The organism is uncultured Parabacteroides sp., assembly GCF_905196875.1.
Classification (GTDB): domain Bacteria; phylum Bacteroidota; class Bacteroidia; order Bacteroidales; family Tannerellaceae; genus Parabacteroides.
Genome location: NZ_CAJJWO010000022.1, coordinates 1 through 20,215 on the forward strand (window position 1 = coordinate 1; position 20,215 = coordinate 20,215).

Consider the following 20,215-nt stretch of genomic DNA (forward strand, 5'->3'; position numbering starts at 1 on the left):
AAGGCATGGCAGAGTTTTGCCAAAGGCATGGCAGAGTTTTGCCAAAGGCATGGCAGAGTTTTGCCAAAGGCATGGCAAAAGGATTAAATGCCTAACGAACAAAATAGCCTCCCCGATAAAGCATGACTGCCGTACCGGGGAGGCTATTTTTATAAGTTATAATCAGTTCATTTAAAATGGTACTTCTCCCAGGTATATACTTTGGGAGATTCCTTTATAAAAGGAATTACCGCTTTCCGGTCTTCCTTACTCAGATATAAAGGAGTGGTGTAAGTAGCTGTCAATGTCAGGTTATCCGGACTCAAGGTATACTGTATCAGGTCCATATCCAAACGGGATGCGGCATCCTGAAAGGCATTACTATTTTTGTCGGTATCGTCTTTGATAAACCAGTCGGCATCCACCGGTGTAAACAGGTCGGATACGGCCAACGGCTGCCATTCTGTGGTAAAAAACTCGATCTGGCTGTCTGCCACCGGACCGTTTACCGTTCTTATCATACAGATAACATTCGTGTTATTCACCAAAGGCAAGAGCTTCATTTCTATTGAGCTCCGCTCGGTAGCCTGCAATAACAAATAATCCGAAGTCAGCTTCTTCAGTGAGGAAGAGCCGTTCATCGTATTCTTCAACGTAGCATCTTTACCTGATTTATACAAATCAACCAAATCCTTACGCCAGGCATTTTCCAGCTGGGGAATATTCTGGTCGGGCATCGAGATAAATAAAGCATCCATCTCCTGTGCCTTCACACCCAAAGCTAAAGCACAAATCAATATAGAAAAAATAAGTCGTTTCATTTACTTTTCATTTTTTATTATATCGGTAAAGTCTGACCAGTCTTCTACCTTAAAGGCTCTGATATCCCTTACCGATTTTCTAAACCATTCAATACCGGCCAACCAATCATCCAAACCTGTAAGGTCAGGCGAGACCTGCACTTTATCTCCTGTTTTCATATCCTGTAATATTTTGTATCTACAAAAATAATAGAATAACCTTTAGCGTGTACCCAGATATAGGAATATCATTCCTAATAATACTAAAAAGAGGTCTATCGCCTTGCTCTTTAAGTTTTTTTCATGGAAGAAGATCGCTCCGGCAATGAAAGTGACAAGTACGTTGCTACGACGTATCATGGATACGATCGAGATCATCGAGTCGGGGAAACTTAAGGCATAGAAGTAAATCCAGTCGGCAATGATCAGAAAGACGGAGATAAAAACAATATTCCAGTGCCAAACGAACGGTGTACTCTTTTTCCGTTGAGGATACCACAGCAACAGCAGGATCGGCAACATGATAAGGCACTGATAGACATTGAACCAAACCTGCACCGTCATCACATCCATCGTTCCCATCAGGTATTTGTCGTATAAACCGCTCATGGCTCCGGTCAGGATGGATATCACCGTAAAAAAGATCCATTTGTTATGGGTGAAGTGAATCCCCTCCTTCTTTCCCGAAGATGAAAGCAGATAGAAAGAAGCAATCGAGAGCAATACTCCGATCCATTGATACAAATTCAGCCGTTCACCGAATATAACCATTGCTCCGACTAAGGTTAGAACAGGCTGTGTCGCCTTGATGGGCCCCGTTATGGTTAGCGGCAGATGCTTTAAGGCAAAGTAACCGGATATCCATGAGGATAAGACGATGACAGCCTTGATAAATACAGCCACATGCGTTTCGAAAGAAACACGCGGCACATAAAACATTGTATCGTCCAATACGGATGTACAAAACGACAGGATTATAAAAGGAACGAAGATAAGGCTGCTTATCAACGTATTCAGGAACAATACCGGAATTACGGCATTCCCATTCAGGGAAATCTTTTTATTCACCTCATAGCATCCCAGCAGGAATGCGGAGGCAAATGCTAATGCTACCCACATAAATATTAACTATTAAACAATTCTTCGGGATATGTTACATCCACGAGATAAAGTGCATGCCCTGGCACGGAAGTACCGGCTTTGCATCTGTCTTTTGCCTCTATTACTTTACGAAAACCTTCTATTGTCAATTTGCCCCGTCCCACTTCCAATAGAGTACCGACGATAGCCCGCACCATATTACGCAGAAAACGATCTGCCTGTACGGTAAAAACCCAGACATTCCCTTCCTGCTCCCATCCGGCCTTATAGATACGGCAGTTATTCGTCTTCACATCTGTATGCAACTTGCTGAAGCTGGTAAAATCGACAAAATCGAATAAGACCGTACAGGCTTCATTCATCGCTTCAAAGTCCAGTTTGCCCGTCATCTTATAAACCAGGTCGTAATTGAACGGGTCTTTATGAGTGGTGATATAATATTTATAGGTACGGGAAGTGGCATCGAAACGGGCATGCGCTTCCGGCCGCACCGGGACGATCCGGTAAATGGCAATATCTTTCGGAAGCAGACGGTTCAGCTTCTCCGCCAGGAAAGGCAGATCGGCAATCGGCTCGTCCCAATCGAAATGAGCAATCATCGTACGGGCATGTACACCGGCATCCGTACGCCCGGCCCCAACGATGGGAACAGGCCGGCGAAACAAAGTGGCCAGTGCCTCTTCTATGCATTGCTGCACGGTTATACCATTGGGTTGCACTTGCCAACCACTGAAATTCTTACCGTTATATCCAAGATATATAAAGTAGCGATTCACGTCCGGATCTGTTTGCTTTTTATTATTCGGTGCAAAGGTAACAGAATTCTCGCCAGGAGATTGCCTGAACGCTCAAAAAAGTGTACTTTTGCGCTCTCAAATCGTTAAAACAAAACTATCTGACATGTTTGAAACATTGCTTCAGTCCTCCTATTTCTCCCTGTTCCTGATCGTTGCATTGGGATTCATTTTAGGCAGGATACAGATTAAGGGTTTATCGCTCGACGTCTCTGCCGTCATTTTTATTGCACTTTTGTTTGGTCATTTCGGAGTGATTATCCCTAAAGAACTGGGAAACTTCGGATTAGTGTTATTCATCTTTACCATTGGTATACAGGCCGGTCCCGGATTCTTTGACTCGTTCCGGTCGAAAGGGAAAACACTGATCATACTGACCTTATTGATCGTCGGCTCTTCCTGTATCACCGGACTTGTATTCAAATATCTCCTGGATATCGACACCCCCAGCCTGGTTGGGTTGATAGCCGGAGCGTTGACCAGTACACCCGGTCTTGCTGTTGCAATCGATTCGACTCAATCATCCTCCGCATCCATTGCTTATGGTATCGCTTATCCGTTCGGGGTGATCGGAGTTATCTTGTTTGTCAAACTATTGCCGAAGATATTGCGTATCGACCTGATGGCTGAAGCAAAAGCTCTTGAAGCTAAAAGAAAAGGGAAATACCCTCCTTTACATACGGCTGCGTTCCGTATCGTAAACAGCAATATCTGTGGTAAGACACTGGCTCAGTTACAGATCCGCAGCATGACGGGAGCTGTTGTGTCACGTATCAAACATAACAAAACAACATCTATCCCTACTGCCCAGACCGTATTGGTTGAAGGCGACCTGATCAAAGCCGTCGGTAACGATAAATCGCTGGAACAACTGGAAATATTGGTAGGCGAACGCATTAAAGACGATCTGCCTTTCGGCAGCACCCAAGAGCTTCAGTCTATGCTGATCACGAACAAAAGTGTGATCAACAAGACACTGGGTTATCTGAATTTACAAGGGAACTTCAACTGTACGGTTACCCGCATCCGCCGAAGCGGTATCGACCTTCCTCCCGAACCCTCCCTGGCTCTGAAATTCGGTGATAAACTGATGATTGCCGGTGAAAAAGAAGATTTGACAGAAGTTGGACAGGTACTCGGCAATGACGAAAAAAGACTTTCCGATACCGACTTCTTCCCGATTGCCGCCGGTATCGTATTGGGTGTCTTGTTCGGGAAGCTGAACTTGTCATTCTCCGACTCGTTCTCATTCTCTCCGGGCCTTACCGGAGGTATTCTGATGGTAGCCCTTATATTAAGCGCAATAGGGAAAACAGGGCCGATCGTTTGGTCTATGTCCGGATCAGCCAACCAATTGCTCCGTCAATTAGGTCTGTTATTGTTCCTCGCAGAAGTTGGAACGTCGGCCGGAGTAAACCTGGTATCGACCTTCCAGGAGAGCGGTTGGACATTGTTTGGAGTAGGAATGGCAATAACTATGGTACCGATGCTTATCGCTGTCGGTTTCGGATACTGGGTTTTCAAGATCAACATCCTCGACCTGATCGGAACGATTGCCGGAGGTATGACCAGTACACCCGGACTTGCAGCAGCCGATTCGATGACCGATAGTTCGGCTCCGAGCATTGCTTACGCAACGGTTTACCCGATCGCGATGGTGTTCCTGATCCTGTTTATCCAATTAATTGCCGGTTTGATCGTCTAATCTCTCCCTATTATAAAAAAACAAAGGCTTGCAAGCTTGATTTTTAGCTTGTAAGCCTTTGTTTTATATTTTTTATCTTATATTTGCAGATACCATAAACAACATTTCTATGACTATGCAAATGAACCAACAATTTGACCTTGCCTTCAACTTCCTGCAGAACACCGGTACACACCTCTTCCTGACAGGAAAGGCAGGAACCGGAAAAACAACATTTCTGAAAAGATTAAAAGAGGTCTCCCCAAAACGAATGATCGTTGTAGCTCCCACAGGGGTAGCAGCCATTAATGCCGGTGGCGTTACGATCCACTCTTTCTTCCAGTTGCCCTTCGGCCCTTATATTCCTTCAGCCAACAAAACCGGGAGCCAGTCGAGCAACTTCTCTAATAAATTCAGCCGGGACAAAATCAATATTATCCGCAGCATGGATTTATTGGTGATAGATGAAGTCAGCATGGTACGTGCCGATCTGCTGGATGCGATAAGTGATGTACTTTGCCGTTACAAAGATCATTCAAAACCTTTTGGAGGCGTGCAGCTACTGCTTATCGGTGACCTGCAACAGCTTGCGCCCGTCGCCAAAGATGAAGAATGGAACCTGTTGAAAGAGCATTATGCTTCGACGTTCTTCTTCGACAGCAAAGCACTTTCTGAAAGTACCTATTTCAGCATCGAACTCACACATGTCTACCGCCAAAGCGATAGTGTATTTATCAACCTGTTGAACAAAATCCGGGAGAACTGCTTCGATGATGAAACCCTCCGGATGCTCAACCAGCGGTATGCTCCCGACTTCAGACCTGATGACAAACTAGGGTATATCACCCTTACGACACATAATTACCAGGCCCAGCAAATCAACAACCGGAAGCTAGCCGAGTTACCCGGTAAATCATACAGGTTCACGGCCGAGATAAATAATGATTTCCCGGAATACTCCTATCCGACAGATGATAACCTGGAACTGAAATGCGGTGCCCAGGTAATGTTTGTGAAGAATGATTCCTCGGGCGATCATCGTTACTATAACGGGAAAATCGGAAAGATTGTCTTCATCAACCCGAACAAAATCACCGTCGTAGGAGAAGATGGAAACGAGATACAGGTTGAAAAAGAGACCTGGAGCAACGTTAAATACACGATCAATCCGGAAACGAAAGAGATTACGGAAACGATCGCCGGAACATTCAGCCAATATCCATTGAAAACGGCTTGGGCCATTACGATCCATAAAAGTCAAGGGCTTACCTTCGAACATGCTATTATCGATGCTTCTGCCGCTTTCTCACACGGACAGGTATATGTAGCGCTTAGCCGTTGCAAAACATTGGAAGGTTTGGTTTTAAGCAGTCCGATCACCCGTAACGCCATGATCAAGGACTTACGGATACAAGAGTTTTCTTCTTCCGTAGCCGATAAGCAACCAGGGAAAGAACAGCTTGAAAAGGCACAGCAACATTATTTCGAAGAATTGGTAACCGATCTTTTTAACTTCGCCTCTATCCAGCAACGCCTGCAATATGCCGCTTATATGGTTTATACTCATTTGCAAAAGTTATATCCGGAACTCAACACGCAATATGCCAATACCCGCGATGCATTCCGCGATGTAATAACAGAAGTGGGCGGACGTTTCCAACAACAGTTGAGTCGTATGATTTCAGGAAATCCGAATTACCAACAGGATGAAATGATCCAGGAACGTGTCAGGAAAGGAGTAGCTTACTTTATAGAACGCATCGACAGCCTGTGCTCTTCCCTGGAAGAGAATTCTGCCGTTGAAATAGACAATAAAGAGAGCCGGAAAGCGGTAAACAATGCGATCGGCAAATTCACCGAGGAGCTTCATCTGAAGCAAGAGACGTTGAAAGCATGCAAGGAGGGTTTCAGTGTCACCCGCTATCTCTCAGCCAGATCGAAAGCGGCAATCGAACCAACAGCTTCAGCAAAGAAACGTCCCGAACGTTCCTCGCAACCGGCTAAGGTCACTGTCTCAAGCGACATACTACATCCGGAGCTTTACAACAGTATCAAACGGTGGAGGTATGAACTGGCAACAGAAAAAGAATTACCTCCCTACACAATTCTGCAACAAAAAGCATTACTGGGAATTGTAAACACATTACCTACTAATTCAAGGGAACTACTGGCAATACCCGGAATCGGAAAGAAAATTATCGAGAACTATGGAAGTATACTACTGAGACTTGTAAAGGAATATACAGAAAAACAGGAGTAACATTCCCTCTTTATTTAACAACAAAATCGTGTATTTGTATATCTTCTTCATCGGAAGATCATGACCAGGAAAACGTTTTATAGATTATTGCCCGGTTTTAAAGAAAACAACAAGTCCTAGATAATTTCAATATTATCCAGGACCTGCAAGATATTTCTATTTCTTCAACTCAAACCCTAACATCATTCCATCGTACTCACTGGCCAATTTATTGACCATTTTCAACGTAGAGTTATCGGATATAGAGGATATTTTAGTTAGAAAATCAAGCAGCTTATCTGCATTGAACAACAACGATAACTCATCGCCGGAGATAACGACATGAGCTGTCAGAGTGGTCACTTTCAGTTTTCCACCCAAAGCATATTTCAGTTCAACCGTCTTCTCATCCGGATTAACAGAGAAAGTGCCTTTCAAGGTTTTCTTCTTCAATGCATTCGTAAATGTACTGTCACTATTGAATACATAATTGAACATACCTTCAACTATACCAACCTTAGCACAATATGTTTTCAGCTTCTTTTCCAATTCACCGGCAGCTACACTTCCGGCAACATTCTTCAAGGCGTTATCTCCTTCCAGCTGAACAGCCGGATTCGTATACGTCCACGTTCCCGCCAGATTCTCAACGGTCAATTTCTTACCTCCCGTCACGGATGTCACCGCATCTTTTACTGTAGACGAGTTCAACAGGTCTTTCAACGATTGTCCGTAAGCCTGACCGGATACAGACAGCAGGCTGCATACAGCAACCATTATAATCCACACTTTTTTCATTTCTCTAGTTTTACTCTTTTAAAAAACATACAAAGATACAAATATTATCCCTACATTTGTTTCTTGCTTTTATTTACACAGGGAAAGATCTTAAACTTAATAACATAAGTCTTATGAGAAATTTAATTAAACGCATTTTCATCATGCTTATTTGCTCATTTGCGTATCTGAACGGACAAGCGGCAATCGATCCGTCAGTTGTACAATCGACAATCAAGGCGCTGACAGCCAAAGACAACAACAAATCTGGTATTGAAAAAGGTGTCACACAAGTAGCCCGTCTCTGGCAACAGGCAGATGGAGACAACACGGCCTTCCAAACCTTCTGCGAGGCAAACTACATCGCCAATCCGGACGAAAAGTATCAGGTATTCCTCAAGATCAGTGACTACCTGGAAGGTATCGACGGACATTTCAACGAAATGTCTTTACGCCTGCAAAAAAGCCTGCATCTGGATAATGGGCCGCTGCTTCCTATCGATGAGAAGTTCGGTTCCTACAGTCCGTCTACTCACCTCAGTGACGATTTATATAACAACAAGATCGCTTTCATCATTGCCCTTAACTTTCCTCATCTTACACTAGATGAAAAAGAGGCACTCGGTCCCGACCGTAAAGCCTGGGCCTATGCCCGCATGGGGGACTTGTTCACCGAACGTATTCCGGCTTCTCTGCAACAAGTAGTTGCCAATGCCGGAAGTGATGCTGACATTTATATTTCCCAGTACAATATTTATATGGGACATGTACAAAACAAAAAGGATCAGTTCTTGTTTCCTAAAGACATGATATTGTTATCGCACTGGAATCTGCGCGACGAGATCAAGGCCAACTATAATAAAGGTAAAGAGGGACTGGATAAACAACGCACCGTTTATGAGGTAATGAAACGGATCGTATCACAGGAGATACCGGTCGAAGTGATCAATTCGGGTACCTACGATTGGAATCCGTATCGCAACACGATCAGTCAGGACAAGAAAGAAGTTAAGGCAACTCCCGAGTCGACTGTCCGTTATCAGAAAATGCTGAACAATTTCAAAGCAATGCAGGATATTGATAAATATACCGGCGATACTTTCATCGACCGAAATTTCAACGACAATATGGAAGTTTCCCTCCAGGACGTTGAAAAGTTATTCGACGAATTCCTGTCTGCCCCTGAACTGAAAGAGGTCGGCAAAATGATTTCCAAACGGCTCGGACGAAAACTGGAAGCCTATGATATCTGGTACGACGGTTTCAAAGCACGCAGTAATCTCGACGAAACAAAACTGGATGCACAAACTCAAGCCCTTTATCCCGATGCTGCCACACTGGAGAAGAAACTGCCGGATATCCTGATGAAACTTGGCTTCAATGCCGAACGTGCCAATTATCTGGCTGACAAGATCGCCGTAGATGCAGCACGTGGTTCGGGACATGCTTGGGGGGCAGCTATGAAAGGGCAGCAATCCCATCTACGCACCCGTATCCCAGTAACCGGAATGAATTATAAAGGATACAACATAGCTATCCATGAGTTCGGCCATAATGTGGAGCAAACACTATCACTTTATGACGTAGATTATTATATGTTGAGCGGTGTTCCGAACACTGCCTTTACCGAAGCATTAGCCTTTGTATTCCAGAAACGTGACCTCGAAATATTAGGCATTACTGATCCGAATCCGGATAAAAAAGCGATGGATGTCCTGGATAAGATATGGAGCATGTACGAAATATGTGGTGTTTCCATGTTAGATATCTCCGTTTGGAAATGGATGTATGCCCACCCGGAAGCAACTGCCGAACAACTGAAGGAGGCAACAATCGGATTATCGAAAGATATATGGAATAAATATTATGCACCGGTATTCGGTGTAAAAGATGAAACGGTATTGGCTGTTTATTCGCATATGATCAGTTATCCGCTGTATCTATCGGCCTATGCATTCGGACAGATCATCGAATTCCAACTCGACCAGTATCTGGAAGGTAAAGATTTCGCCAACGAAGTCGAACGTATCTTCCGCCAGGGACGCCTTACCCCGAACCAATGGATGATACTGGCAACCGGAAGTCCGCTCACTGTCGAACCCATGCTGGAAGCTGTAAGAGAAGTTATCAAGTAAATAAGATAAAATGATATTCTCAAATCGCGCCACAACTGTAAATGAAAACGACGGACTACCGTTACCCAAGCGTTACTGGGCCATCTTAGCCACAGCTTTAGGAGTAGGAATGTCGGTGATAGACGGAACCATTGCCAACGTTGCATTACCGACCATAGCACGCGACCTGGGAACATCACCGTCTGTAACGATCTGGGTAGTCAATGCCTATCAGCTGGCCATCACCATTTCGCTTCTCTCCTTCTCTTCGTTGGGAGACATTTACGGTTACCGGAAGATTTACTTATCAGGAATCTTGCTGTTCAGTATCACATCTGCCATCTGTGCTTTGGCTGATTCGTTTTGGATGCTGACTGCTGCACGTATATTACAGGGATTCGGAGCTGCTGCCATCACCAGCGTGAATACGGCGTTGCTCCGGATCATTTATCCAAAACGTTTTCTTGGTCGTGGGATGGGTATTAATGCACTGGTTGTTGCAGTATCCATCGCCGCAGGACCAACTATAGCCTCTATCATTTTATCACTCGGTTCCTGGCACTGGCTCTTTGCAATCAATATCCCGATCGGGATTGCAGCTTTTGTGATCGGGATGATGCACTTACCCGCAAATCCTATAAAGGTAATTGGCAGACGCTTCGATAAACTCAGTTGTGTAATGAACGCTTTTACCTTCGGATTGTTGATTTTCTCACTTGAAGGTATTGCTCACAAGGAGAACCTCTCACTGATCATAGGAGGGATCATTGCTTTATGTGTGATTGGATATTTTTTTGTTCACCGCCAGTTGAAACAGCAATTTCCATTACTTCCGGTCGACTTGATGCGTATCCCGATCTTCTCCATGTCGATCGGCACATCTATCTGTTCCTTCACCGGACAAATGCTAGCGATGATCTCCCTTCCTTTTTTCCTGCAAGGTTCGTTGGGACGTAGCGATGTAACAACCGGATTACTTCTGACACCCTGGCCGTTGGCCACTATGATCATGGCTCCTCTTGCGGGACGCCTGGTTGAACGTATCCATGCAGGTATATTGGGAGGAATCGGCATGACTATATTTGCAACGGGGCTTTTCCTTTTAGCCATTCTCCCCTCTGATCCAACAAATATGGATATTGTGTGGCGTCTGTTCATCTGTGGTGCGGGATTCGGCTTATTCCAAACACCCAACAACAGTACTATTATCTCTTCTGCTCCATCCAACCGAAGTGGCGGAGCAAGCGGGATGTTGGGAACGGCACGTTTACTGGGACAGACACTGGGAGCTACGCTAGTTGCCATGATATTCAACTTAATCCCGACCAATAGTTCGCAAACATGTCTATATTTAGCAACCGGTTTTGCTGTTGTTGCCGCAATAGTCAGTTGCCTGAGAATTTCACAGCCACGCCCACTGAAAGGATTCAAATAAAAAAAACCACCCTGCAAATGCAGAGTGGCTTCCTATATTTGATCTGTAACTTGGATTAAAGTTTGTTGTCAGAACCCAAAACATTAAGAATTTTGTGTTTGTACAGTTTTTCCATGTTATCACGAGCCGGGCCCAGATATTTACGAGGGTCGAATTCTGCTGGTTTTTCAGCGAAAGTCTTACGGATTGCAGCAGTCATAGCCAGACGAGAGTCTGAGTCGATATTGATCTTGCAAACAGAAGATGTAGCAGCCTTGCGCAACCATTCTTCCGGAATACCGATAGCAGCCTTCAAGTTTCCACCGAATTTGTTGATTGTTTCAACTTCTTCTTCAGGAACAGAAGAAGAACCGTGAAGAACGATAGGGAATCCCGGAAGTTTTTCCATTACAGCGTCCAATACTTCGAATGCCAATGGAGGAGGAACCATCTTGCCAGTCTTCGGATCGATATGGCACTGTTCCGGAGTAAATTTGTAAGCACCGTGAGAAGTACCGATTGAAATAGCCAAAGAATCGCAACCTGTGCGAGTAGCGAAATCGATTACTTCTTCAGGGTCAGTATATGTGTGATGGTCAGATGATACTTCGTCTTCAACACCAGCCAATACACCCAGTTCACCTTCAACTGTTACATCGAACTGATGAGCGTATTCAACCACTTTCTTAGTCAAAGCAACGTTTTCTTCGTAAGGCAGGTGAGAACCGTCAATCATTACAGAAGAGAAACCTGAATCGATACAGCTCTTGCAAGTTTCAAAAGTATCACCATGATCCAAGTGAAGAACGATCTGAGGATTAGCGCAACCTAATTCCTTTGCATATTCAACTGCACCCTGAGCCATGTAACGCAACAGAGTTGCATTAGCATACTGACGAGCACCTTTAGATACCTGCAGGATAACCGGAGATTTTGTTTCAACAGCAGCCTTGATGATAGCCTGCATCTGTTCCATGTTATTAAAGTTGAAAGCCGGAATTGCATATCCGCCTTTGATGGCTTTAGCAAACATTTCTCTAGTGTTTACCAAACCTAAGTCTTTGTAATTTACCATTGTTGTATATGTTATTACGTTAATGATTGAAAATCTTGCACAAAGATAAAAACTATCCAAATATATTATGCTATTAAGCATATAAAATAACACAAAAGTCAAGGTTTCGGAAAAAATAGTCAGAATTTCTTTGTTTGTTTAGAGCAAATCCATACCTTTGCAAGCCAATTTACCGGTTACCAAACTAATAAGAGTATAAATTAAATTAGATAAAGAAGCAATGAAAAAAGGAATCCATCCTGAAAACTATCGTCCTGTAGTATTCAAGGACATGTCAAACGATGATGTATTTATCACTCGTTCAACTATTAATGCAAAAGAAACTATCGAAATCGACGGTGTTGAATACCCACTGGTAAAGGTCGAAATCTCTAATACTTCACACCCGTTCTACACTGGTAAGTCTAAACTGGTGGATACTGCTGGACGTGTTGATAAGTTCATGAGCCGTTACGGTAACCGTAATAAGAAATAATCATTTCCTGCAAGGAATTGAAAAAGGTTGCGATTTAGTTCGCAGCCTTTTTTTTATGCCCTCCCATTTTAGAAATAAGAAAGAGAGAAAATCAAAAATATTCCTATATTTGTAGCTTGTTAAAAGCTATATTAATCGAATAAAATACCATGGCAAAAACAAAAGAAGAATTACTGAACATTCTCGACCAGTTCACACTGGCAGAAAAAGTAGTTTCCGCTGAACCTTTCGGAAACGGACACATTAACGATACGCTGAAAGTAACGAACGAAAAAGGTGAAATCAAATACGTATTACAACGTATCAACCATCTGATCTTTACAAATGTAGATATGTTACAGAACAATATCAACACTGTAACGACACATATCCGTAAAAAACTGGAAGCCAAAGGCGAGAGCGATATCGACCGCAAAGTATTGACTTTCCTCTCGACAAAAGACGGCAAACCCTATTACTTCGACGGCGACAGCTACTGGCGTGTATGCCTGTTCATCCCGAACAGCAAAAGCTACGAAGAAGTAACTCCCGAACTGTCTTATGAAGCAGGGAAAGCTTTCGGTGATTTCCAATCCATGCTGTCAGACCTGCCGGAAGGATCATTGGGTGAAACAATTCCTAATTTCCATAATATGGAATTCCGCCTGCAACAATTCCATGACGCTGTACAAGCAAATGCTGCAGGACGTTTGGAAGAAGTGAAAGACCTGATCGAAGAAGTAGAAAAACGTGCGGAAGCCATGTGTATCCAGGAACGTTTGTACCGTGAGGGCAAACTTCAGAAACGTACAAACCATTGCGATACAAAGGTGAACAACATGATGTTCGATGCCGATACGGACAAAGTGCTTTGTGTGATCGACCTCGATACAGTTATGCCGGGATTCGTTTTATCGGATATCGGTGACTTTATCCGTACAGGAGCAAACACCGGTGCAGAAGACGATGAAAATCTGGACAACGTAAATGTGAACATGGATATCTTCAAAGCATATACCCGTGGTTACATGGAAACAGCAAAGGCATTCCTTTCTCCGCTTGAAATCAGCCTGCTTCCTTATGGCGGTCGTCTATTGACTTATATGCAGACAGTACGCTTCCTGACAGACTATATCAACGGCGATACTTATTATAAAATCCATAGCCCGAAACATAACCTGATCCGTACAAAAGCTCAGTTCAAACTGCTGCAAAGCCTCGAAGAACATGCTGAAGAGATGGACAACTTTATGAAAGAATGGCTGTAATGAAACTAACAGGGAATTTGTATTCTTGTCACAAATAACTTAATAAAAGGGATAAAGAAACTATAACAAGTATTCATTATCCCTTTTATCTATTCGTATCTTACCTCCGATAACCTTAGACATATAATATCCCATCAACCCATATCCCTATCTGAATTCCTCATTCATAAATCATTAAATTGTCCATCTTTTGAGATATTTTATCTATTTACTTATTACTTATAATCTTCTTACTTTGTATCTCAAATTAATACAACTCAATACTCATGAAAAAGTACTTGTTGATCTTGCTTTCCTTTTTAGCTCTGACAGCCTGCCGTCAGGCAGATAACACACAATCCCTGCAAGGAGAATGGCGCTTCGCCCTCGACCGGAACGACCGGGGACTGGCAGAACAATGGTACACCCGGTCATTAACCGACACGATCCATCTGTCCGGTTCGCTTCAGGAACAAGGATACGGCGATGAGGTCGGGATTGAAACACCCTGGACCGGACAGATCGTCGACAAGTCATGGTACGACTCCCCTTTATATGAGAAATTCCGCCAGCCGAGAAACATCAAAGTACCTTTCTGGCTGAATCCGGACAGACATTATGTAGGAGTCGCCTGGTATCAGAAAGAGATCGATATACCTGCCTCATGGAGCGATAGTCCGGTACAACTCGAACTGGAACGTACGCATTGGGAAACGACACTCTTCCTCGACGGTGTCGAAATGGGGAAACACGAATCATTGTCTACTCCCTATCGTCATACGTTCAAAGAGTTGACACCCGGTAAACATACGCTCACCCTTCGCGTAGACAACCGGGTCAATATTGAAGTCGGTGTGAATGCACACAGCGTTTCCGACCATACACAGTCTAACTGGAACGGTGTGATCGGAACGATCAGCCTGACAGCCAAACCGTCCCTTTATATAGACGACATACAGATATATCCGAACATCGCCGACAAAACGGTTAAGGTAGCCGTATCGTTGAACGGCACGACTACAACGAACGATGCCACCCTCCTTCTTCAAGTAGAGAAAAAAGACGGCAGTGTGGTTGGCAAACCTCATAAAGTCACCATCAACCCCGAAGCCGGGATGAAGCAGGAAATCACTCTCTCTATGGGAGAAGATGCCCTGCTCTGGTCGGAACACAGTCCGAATCTTTACACATTATATGCTGTCGTAGAGAGTGACGGAAAGAAAGAGGAACAATACCGAACTTTCGGCCTCCGCGAGTTCAAGGCAAACGGTACACGTTTCGAAGTAAACGGCCACCCGGTATTCCTCCGGGGAACCCTGGAATGCTGTATATTCCCACTGACCGGATATCCCGCTACGGATCGCGCTTACTGGACAAAAATATATAACCAGTGTAAAGCATACGGTCTGAACCATGTCCGTTTCCATTCCTGGTGTCCTCCCGAAGCAGCCTTCGCCGTTGCTGACAGCATGGGATTCTATCTGCAGGTTGAATGTGCAGGTTGGGCAACCGTAGGCGACGGCGGTTACTCCGACCAGTGGTTCCGAGAGGAAAGCGACCGTATCCTGAAAGAATATGGCAACCATCCTTCTTTCTGCTTGATGGCCTACGGGAATGAACCTGGTGGAGCAAACCAGGTAAAATACCTTTCCGAACTGATCGACCACTGGAAATCGAAAGATCTGCGCCGCGCCTATACAAGTTCCGGAGGATGGCCTTACGTAGAAAATGCAGACTACTGGAATGCCCCCGATCCGCGTATACAAGGATGGGGAGAAGGATTACGCAGCATTATCAATGCCCAACCACCCCGTACCGATTACGACTTCGCTCATATCATCCGGGAAAATATGCCGACAGTCAGCCATGAGATCGGACAGTGGTGTGTGTATCCGAACTTAAAAGAAATAGATAAATACACTGGTGTCCTGAAAGCTAAAAACTTCGAGATATTCCGCGAAACACTGAAAGATCATCATATGGACGACCTTGCCGATGCATTCCTGTATGCTTCCGGCCGGTTACAAACGCTCTGTTACAAATCTGATATAGAAGCAGCCTTACGTACTCCGGGCTTTGCCGGTTTCCAGCTGCTCGACCTGCATGATTTCCCAGGACAAGGAACAGCGCTTGTCGGCGTTCTCGATCCGTTCTGGGACGAAAAAGGATATGTAACAGGCAAGGAATACAGCACATTCTGCAATAATACAGTTCCGCTTATCCGCTTTCCGAAAATGGTCTGGTTAAACAATGAGACATTAAATGTTCCGGTCGAAATAGCCCATTTCGGAGAAAAGCCTTTGCAGGCCGCCCATATCAACTGGCAGATCAGCGACCGTGCCGGTAATAAACTGGCACAAGGCAGTTTCACGAAGGACCTTCCGGTAACCAACTGTATCCCGGCAGGCGAAATCGAATATGCCCTCTCCGGTATCGGCGAACCGTCGCAACTGATTGTCAGCGTCGAAGTGAAAGAGACAAACAGTAAGAACCAATGGAATATCTGGGTATATCCCGCCAAACAGGAAGCCGTAGAGCAACTGCCCTACATTACCTCTACACTCGACAACCAGACGATGGCACGCCTCGACAAAGGCGAAAATGTGCTGCTCTTGTTAGCTCCCGGAAGTATCCTGCCGGAAAAAGGCGGAGATATCCGTGTCGGTTTCTCTTCCATCTTCTGGAATACAGCCTGGACAAACAAACAACCTCCCCACACGTTGGGAATTCTCTGCGACCCGGCACATCCGGCACTGGCAGCCTTCCCTACCGAAGGATACAGTGATTATCAATGGTGGGATCTGGTAAGTAATTGCAATGCAATGGTATTGGATGACTTCCCGGCAAATTACCGTCCGGTGGTACAGCTGGTGGACGACTGGTTCACGAACCGGAAACTGGGAATTCTGCTGGAAGGAAAAGTTGGCAACGGCAAACTGATAGTATGCAGTGCGGATCTTCAAAAAGACCTGAATAAACGCCCGGCAGCACGCCAGTTCCGACAAAGTATCCTGCAATATATGGCATCCGGCCGTTTCAATCCGCCTGCTTCGCTCGACCCGGCATTGGTGAAAGCTTTGTATCAAAAATAAAAAAGACATCATCAATCGGAGAAATAACGATCAAAAGATTAACATATTAAATAAACAAACATGAAACACATCTCTTTAATCGGTAGAATCGTTTTGCTTTTTACATTCGCATTCGTCTTTCAGGCCGGTGCACAGATTGTAAACCTGAAAACCCGTTCTACCCAAATCGGAATCGATAACAATGGCTACTTTTCCTCCATTCAGGTAGAAGGAAAAGATATCTTACACACGGGAAAGTACCCGCTCGTAACAGCCTGTACAGAAAACAAACTGGTGACCCCGACAAAATTGACTTCCAGTGGCAACCAATTTAAACTGACCATGTCCGACGGGAGCACTATCTCTCTGAAACATAAGGAAAGCGATGTATGCATTACGTTGGAAGTAGCCAATATCCCGGAAAAATATGAAGTATTGTTATTCGGCCCGTTAGCCGTTAATATCAATGAAGTGGTCGGCGATGTGGTCGGTGTAGCTCAAGGCAGTGGCGTTGCTTTCGGCATACAGGCACTGAACATCAAAACAAATGCAGGTATCCCGGAAGAATACGGCCAACTGATTACACAAACTTACGGTTACACCGGAAAAGCAGCCGAATTATCCGTTGCCAGCATTCCTGATTACAAACTGGCAGCTGCCGATATATCAGACGGTACAGTATTTCATTTTTCCGCCCGCAGAAGGAACAAACAGGAATACCGTAAAGTGCAGCAGATCGGGAAATCGCAGGTTCTTCCGGTTGAAGGAGAAGACGGCCTGATCAAAGGCTCCAAAATAGCTTTCTTCGGGAGTAAGAATACAGATGCACTGGCCCGTATCGGTGAAATCGAGATCGAACAGGGACTTCCTCACCCGTTATTTGACGGCGAATGGGGCAAAACGACCCGAGCAGCCATGAAGTCTTATCTGATCTCCGACTTCTCGGAAGATAATTTCGATATGATCCTCGATAAAGCTAAGATGGCCGGATTCGAATATGTATACCATAGCGGTCCGTTCCTGGACTGGGGACATTTCAACTGGGACCCAAAATTCACGAAAAGCGGTGACGAAGGTGTCAGGAAAATGGTAGACAAGGCAAAGGCAGAAGGCATTGCCGTTGGCGTACATACGCTCAGCAACTTCATGACTACCAACGATGCCTATGTTACACCCATCCCCTCCGAACATTTATTGAAGCAAGGCGTACTATCGCTCACCACTGATCTGAACAAGGATCAAACAGAGATCACGATCAAGAAATCTGATCTGTTCTCTATGCCGATGAGCCTGAATGCCATGCAGATCGACAAAGAACTGATCACTTACGGAAGCATGGAAGACAAAGGGGAAACATTCCTGCTGAAAAACTGTAAAAGAGGCGCATACGGTACGACAGCCGCAGCTCATTCACAAAAGACTCCTCTTTATAAATTATGGGATTATCCGTATAAAACCCTGTTCCCCGACCTGGTCCTGCAGGACAAATTCTCCGACCGATTGGCGGAGATCATGAATAAAACAGGACTTTGCCAAATCTCTTTCGACGGTCTGGAAGGATGCTCTTACACCGGACAGGACGAATATGCAAACAACCGCTTTGTCTATCGCTGGTACAATCAGCTGAACCATAACGTACTGAACGATGCCAGTCGCCTCAGCCATAACCTATGGCATATCCATACCCGCATGAACTGGGGTGAACCCTGGGGAGAAGCCATGCGTACAGGCCAGGTAGAAAACCGTATCAAGAACCAGGCATTCTTCAAACGTAATCTTTTTCCGCGTATGTTGGGATGGTTCCTGATCCGCCTGGCAGACCGTAACTTCGAATGTTCTTCCCTGGAGGATCTGGAATGGGCATTATCCGAATCAGCCGGTTTCGATGCCGGCTATGCCATGACGATCAACAGTAACACATTACGCCGTCACGGACAGATCGACAAATTACTGGAAGCTATCAAAAACTGGGACAAGCTACGCGATGCAGAAGCTTTCACTGAAGAACAAAAAGCCATGCTGAGAGATCCGCAGACCGAATGGCATCTGGAAAAAGTAAGTGAAAAAAACTATAACCTGTATCCGCTCCATATCTCTAAACATTACCGTTGTAACCTGGCAGAAATGCAACCGGGACAACCGGGCGGAGCAGATTGGTCCTGGGAAAGCCCCTATGAAAGTGCATACGCTATCCGTCTGAAAGTAGATGGAGACGGCACGATCAAAGATCCGTCTTTCACAACCCCTAAAGGAGTAATCAAGTTCCCTTGCGAGATTTCCGACCGCCAGTACCTACTTTATACTTTTGACGGTAAAGCGGTAGTTACCGATAAGAATTACAATGTGATCAGCGAAGTACAACCTCAAGGTAAAGCCTTGCTTCCTGCCGGTTCATCGGCTGTCGCTTTCTCTTGCGAACAGACCAGCGAAGATGCACCGGAAGTAATTATTCGTTACATCACTAAAGGGACACCGGAAGAAGTCATATATGATTCTCAGATTTCAGAGCATTGAATTGTCTTAAGCGGTATTCTCTCGGGGAACAACGGACCATCTTCGAAAACAGGCGGGAAAACTGGGAAAGGTTACTGATCCCTACTTTTTCCGCTATTTCAATGATCGACATATGAGAAGTAAGCAATAGAGTCTGTGCCCGTTCAATCCGCTTCATCTGGATATACTCACAAGGAGGCATACCTATTATTCGTTTGAATACCTTAGAGAAGTGGTCGGAAGTAATACACATCAGATCAGCCAGCGTCGAAACAGAGATACGTCGGTCCAGATGTTTATTTATATATTGTATCGTCACATCCAGCTTCTCATACAAACTGTTCGCCTCCGGTAAAAGCAGACATTCTTCTGTTATAAAACGGGAAAAAAGTTGCAACAGAATACCGCTACTTTCTACCAGGTTGGAAAATGTCGAAACAGATATCTCATCTTCCTTGGTATAAATATTCCGGTCATTATCATAATGTTTAGGATCCGACGTCGGTAACGATTTATAAGGATTTAGAGCCAGAAAACGTTCCATCAAAGAATAATCCATTGGAGTGGCTTCCACCTGCAAATTCATCTTCATCGGATTACTGATGCCTTTACCCCCTGTCGTTTCATCAAAGAAACAGATATAATAATGCTCCATGAAATCATCACATTCATAACTATGGAAAGCAAACTTAGGTATCAGGAACAGTTGGCCCGGTAGCAGTTCATATCCTTTCTGATTGATATAAACTTTACCTCTTCCTTTGGTAATCAAATAAAGCCGATAAAAAGGACTGATGACATCCTGATAATTCCACCAGGTTTCCACCCGGGAATGATCGGCATAAAGCAAAGGCAGCGACAGGTCATACGGAGAATAAGAGACAAGCATATCAGATGTTTATTAGTTAACCGTCGTAAATATAGGAATTATATTCAATTCACAATATCGGTTTATGCAAAGTATTCATCTTAT

At 44.5% G+C, this 20,215-nt stretch carries 15 protein-coding genes; 8 read left to right on the top strand and 7 right to left on the bottom strand.

Annotated elements, in window-relative coordinates:
* Positions 1-167 precede the first annotated feature (167 nt).
* The 4 genes from QZ076_RS09530 to truA are packed head-to-tail and all read right to left on the bottom strand — an operon-like array spanning position 168 to position 2,656.
* A complete protein-coding gene (locus QZ076_RS09530; RefSeq protein ID WP_293712802.1) occupies positions 168-800 on the bottom strand; it encodes a DUF3256 family protein in 633 nt (210 codons plus the stop codon).
* Positions 801-959: a hypothetical protein gene (locus tag QZ076_RS09535; RefSeq protein WP_293712804.1), complete on the bottom strand. Its 159-nt coding sequence runs from the start codon at positions 957-959 to the stop codon at positions 801-803.
* A 42-nt stretch (positions 960-1,001) separates the two neighbouring features.
* Positions 1,002-1,898 (bottom strand): DMT family transporter, encoded by an 897-nt coding sequence (locus QZ076_RS09540; protein ID WP_293712806.1) that lies wholly within the window; start codon positions 1,896-1,898, stop codon positions 1,002-1,004.
* 5 nt (positions 1,899-1,903) lie between these two features.
* Positions 1,904-2,656 carry a tRNA pseudouridine(38-40) synthase TruA gene (gene truA / locus QZ076_RS09545; RefSeq protein ID WP_293712808.1) on the bottom strand — a complete coding sequence of 251 codons (753 nt, stop codon included), beginning with the start codon at positions 2,654-2,656 and terminating at the stop codon, positions 1,904-1,906.
* A gap of 124 nt (positions 2,657-2,780) precedes the next feature.
* On the opposite strand from truA, the gene QZ076_RS09550 reads away from it, so the two are divergent.
* The gene (locus QZ076_RS09550) at positions 2,781-4,379 is read left to right on the top strand and encodes a TrkA C-terminal domain-containing protein (RefSeq protein WP_293712810.1); all 1,599 of its coding nucleotides are present in this window, start codon (positions 2,781-2,783) and stop codon (positions 4,377-4,379) included.
* A gap of 115 nt (positions 4,380-4,494) precedes the next feature.
* Positions 4,495-6,618, top strand: coding sequence for an HRDC domain-containing protein (locus QZ076_RS09555; protein ID WP_293712899.1), 2,124 nt, complete (start codon positions 4,495-4,497; stop codon positions 6,616-6,618).
* A gap of 156 nt (positions 6,619-6,774) precedes the next feature.
* Here QZ076_RS09555 and QZ076_RS09560 read toward each other — a convergent pair whose 3' ends face one another.
* The gene (locus tag QZ076_RS09560) at positions 6,775-7,395 is read right to left on the bottom strand and encodes a DUF4923 family protein (protein WP_293712812.1); all 621 of its coding nucleotides are present in this window, start codon (positions 7,393-7,395) and stop codon (positions 6,775-6,777) included.
* Between the two features lie 113 nt (positions 7,396-7,508).
* Here QZ076_RS09560 and QZ076_RS09565 point away from each other — a divergent pair, with 113 nt between their 5' ends.
* Positions 7,509-9,509 carry a hypothetical protein gene (locus QZ076_RS09565; protein WP_293712814.1) on the top strand — a complete coding sequence of 667 codons (2,001 nt, stop codon included), beginning with the start codon at positions 7,509-7,511 and terminating at the stop codon, positions 9,507-9,509.
* A 10-nt stretch (positions 9,510-9,519) separates the two neighbouring features.
* Positions 9,520-10,923, top strand: a complete 1,404-nt coding sequence (locus QZ076_RS09570) for an MFS transporter (RefSeq protein WP_293712816.1) — start codon at positions 9,520-9,522, stop codon at positions 10,921-10,923.
* 55 nt (positions 10,924-10,978) lie between these two features.
* On the opposite strand, the gene QZ076_RS09575 is transcribed toward QZ076_RS09570, so the two are convergent.
* Positions 10,979-11,977, bottom strand: coding sequence for a class II fructose-bisphosphate aldolase (locus QZ076_RS09575; protein WP_293712818.1), 999 nt, complete (start codon positions 11,975-11,977; stop codon positions 10,979-10,981).
* Positions 11,978-12,197: 220 nt separating this feature from the next.
* Between QZ076_RS09575 and QZ076_RS09580 the strand changes: the two genes are divergently transcribed.
* From QZ076_RS09580 to QZ076_RS09595, 4 genes are all read left to right on the top strand, one after another.
* Positions 12,198-12,452: a type B 50S ribosomal protein L31 gene (locus QZ076_RS09580; RefSeq protein WP_028726229.1), complete on the top strand. Its 255-nt coding sequence runs from the start codon at positions 12,198-12,200 to the stop codon at positions 12,450-12,452.
* 149 nt (positions 12,453-12,601) lie between these two features.
* Positions 12,602-13,699 (top strand): aminoglycoside phosphotransferase family protein, encoded by a 1,098-nt coding sequence (locus tag QZ076_RS09585; protein WP_293712820.1) that lies wholly within the window; start codon positions 12,602-12,604, stop codon positions 13,697-13,699.
* A 266-nt stretch (positions 13,700-13,965) separates the two neighbouring features.
* The gene (locus QZ076_RS09590) at positions 13,966-16,770 is read left to right on the top strand and encodes a sugar-binding domain-containing protein (RefSeq protein ID WP_293712822.1); all 2,805 of its coding nucleotides are present in this window, start codon (positions 13,966-13,968) and stop codon (positions 16,768-16,770) included.
* Between the two features lie 60 nt (positions 16,771-16,830).
* The gene (locus QZ076_RS09595; protein WP_293712824.1) at positions 16,831-19,263 is read left to right on the top strand and encodes a hypothetical protein; all 2,433 of its coding nucleotides are present in this window, start codon (positions 16,831-16,833) and stop codon (positions 19,261-19,263) included.
* Here the strand turns inward: QZ076_RS09595 and QZ076_RS09600 are convergent.
* Positions 19,232-20,131, bottom strand: a complete 900-nt coding sequence (locus tag QZ076_RS09600) for an AraC family transcriptional regulator (RefSeq protein WP_293712826.1) — start codon at positions 20,129-20,131, stop codon at positions 19,232-19,234. The genes QZ076_RS09595 and QZ076_RS09600 overlap by 32 nt on opposite strands.
* Between the last annotated feature and the right edge of the window lie 84 nt (positions 20,132-20,215).

What these genes read in the sequence shown, in the direction of transcription:
- QZ076_RS09530 (WP_293712802.1), bottom strand. Translation starts at nt 800, where the DNA reads ATGAAACGACTTATTTTTTCTATATTGATTTGTGCTTTAGCTTTGGGT.
- QZ076_RS09535 (WP_293712804.1), bottom strand. Translation starts at nt 959, where the DNA reads ATGAAAACAGGAGATAAAGTGCAGGTCTCGCCTGACCTTACAGGTTTG.
- QZ076_RS09540 (WP_293712806.1), bottom strand. Translation starts at nt 1,898, where the DNA reads ATGTGGGTAGCATTAGCATTTGCCTCCGCATTCCTGCTGGGATGCTAT.
- QZ076_RS09550 (WP_293712810.1), top strand. Translation starts at nt 2,781, where the DNA reads ATGTTTGAAACATTGCTTCAGTCCTCCTATTTCTCCCTGTTCCTGATC.
- QZ076_RS09555 (WP_293712899.1), top strand. Translation starts at nt 4,495, where the DNA reads ATGCAAATGAACCAACAATTTGACCTTGCCTTCAACTTCCTGCAGAAC.
- QZ076_RS09560 (WP_293712812.1), bottom strand. Translation starts at nt 7,395, where the DNA reads ATGAAAAAAGTGTGGATTATAATGGTTGCTGTATGCAGCCTGCTGTCT.
- QZ076_RS09565 (WP_293712814.1), top strand. Translation starts at nt 7,509, where the DNA reads ATGAGAAATTTAATTAAACGCATTTTCATCATGCTTATTTGCTCATTT.
- QZ076_RS09570 (WP_293712816.1), top strand. Translation starts at nt 9,520, where the DNA reads ATGATATTCTCAAATCGCGCCACAACTGTAAATGAAAACGACGGACTA.
- QZ076_RS09575 (WP_293712818.1), bottom strand. Translation starts at nt 11,977, where the DNA reads ATGGTAAATTACAAAGACTTAGGTTTGGTAAACACTAGAGAAATGTTT.
- QZ076_RS09580 (WP_028726229.1), top strand. Translation starts at nt 12,198, where the DNA reads ATGAAAAAAGGAATCCATCCTGAAAACTATCGTCCTGTAGTATTCAAG.
- QZ076_RS09585 (WP_293712820.1), top strand. Translation starts at nt 12,602, where the DNA reads ATGGCAAAAACAAAAGAAGAATTACTGAACATTCTCGACCAGTTCACA.
- QZ076_RS09590 (WP_293712822.1), top strand. Translation starts at nt 13,966, where the DNA reads ATGAAAAAGTACTTGTTGATCTTGCTTTCCTTTTTAGCTCTGACAGCC.
- QZ076_RS09595 (WP_293712824.1), top strand. Translation starts at nt 16,831, where the DNA reads ATGAAACACATCTCTTTAATCGGTAGAATCGTTTTGCTTTTTACATTC.
- QZ076_RS09600 (WP_293712826.1), bottom strand. Translation starts at nt 20,131, where the DNA reads ATGCTTGTCTCTTATTCTCCGTATGACCTGTCGCTGCCTTTGCTTTAT.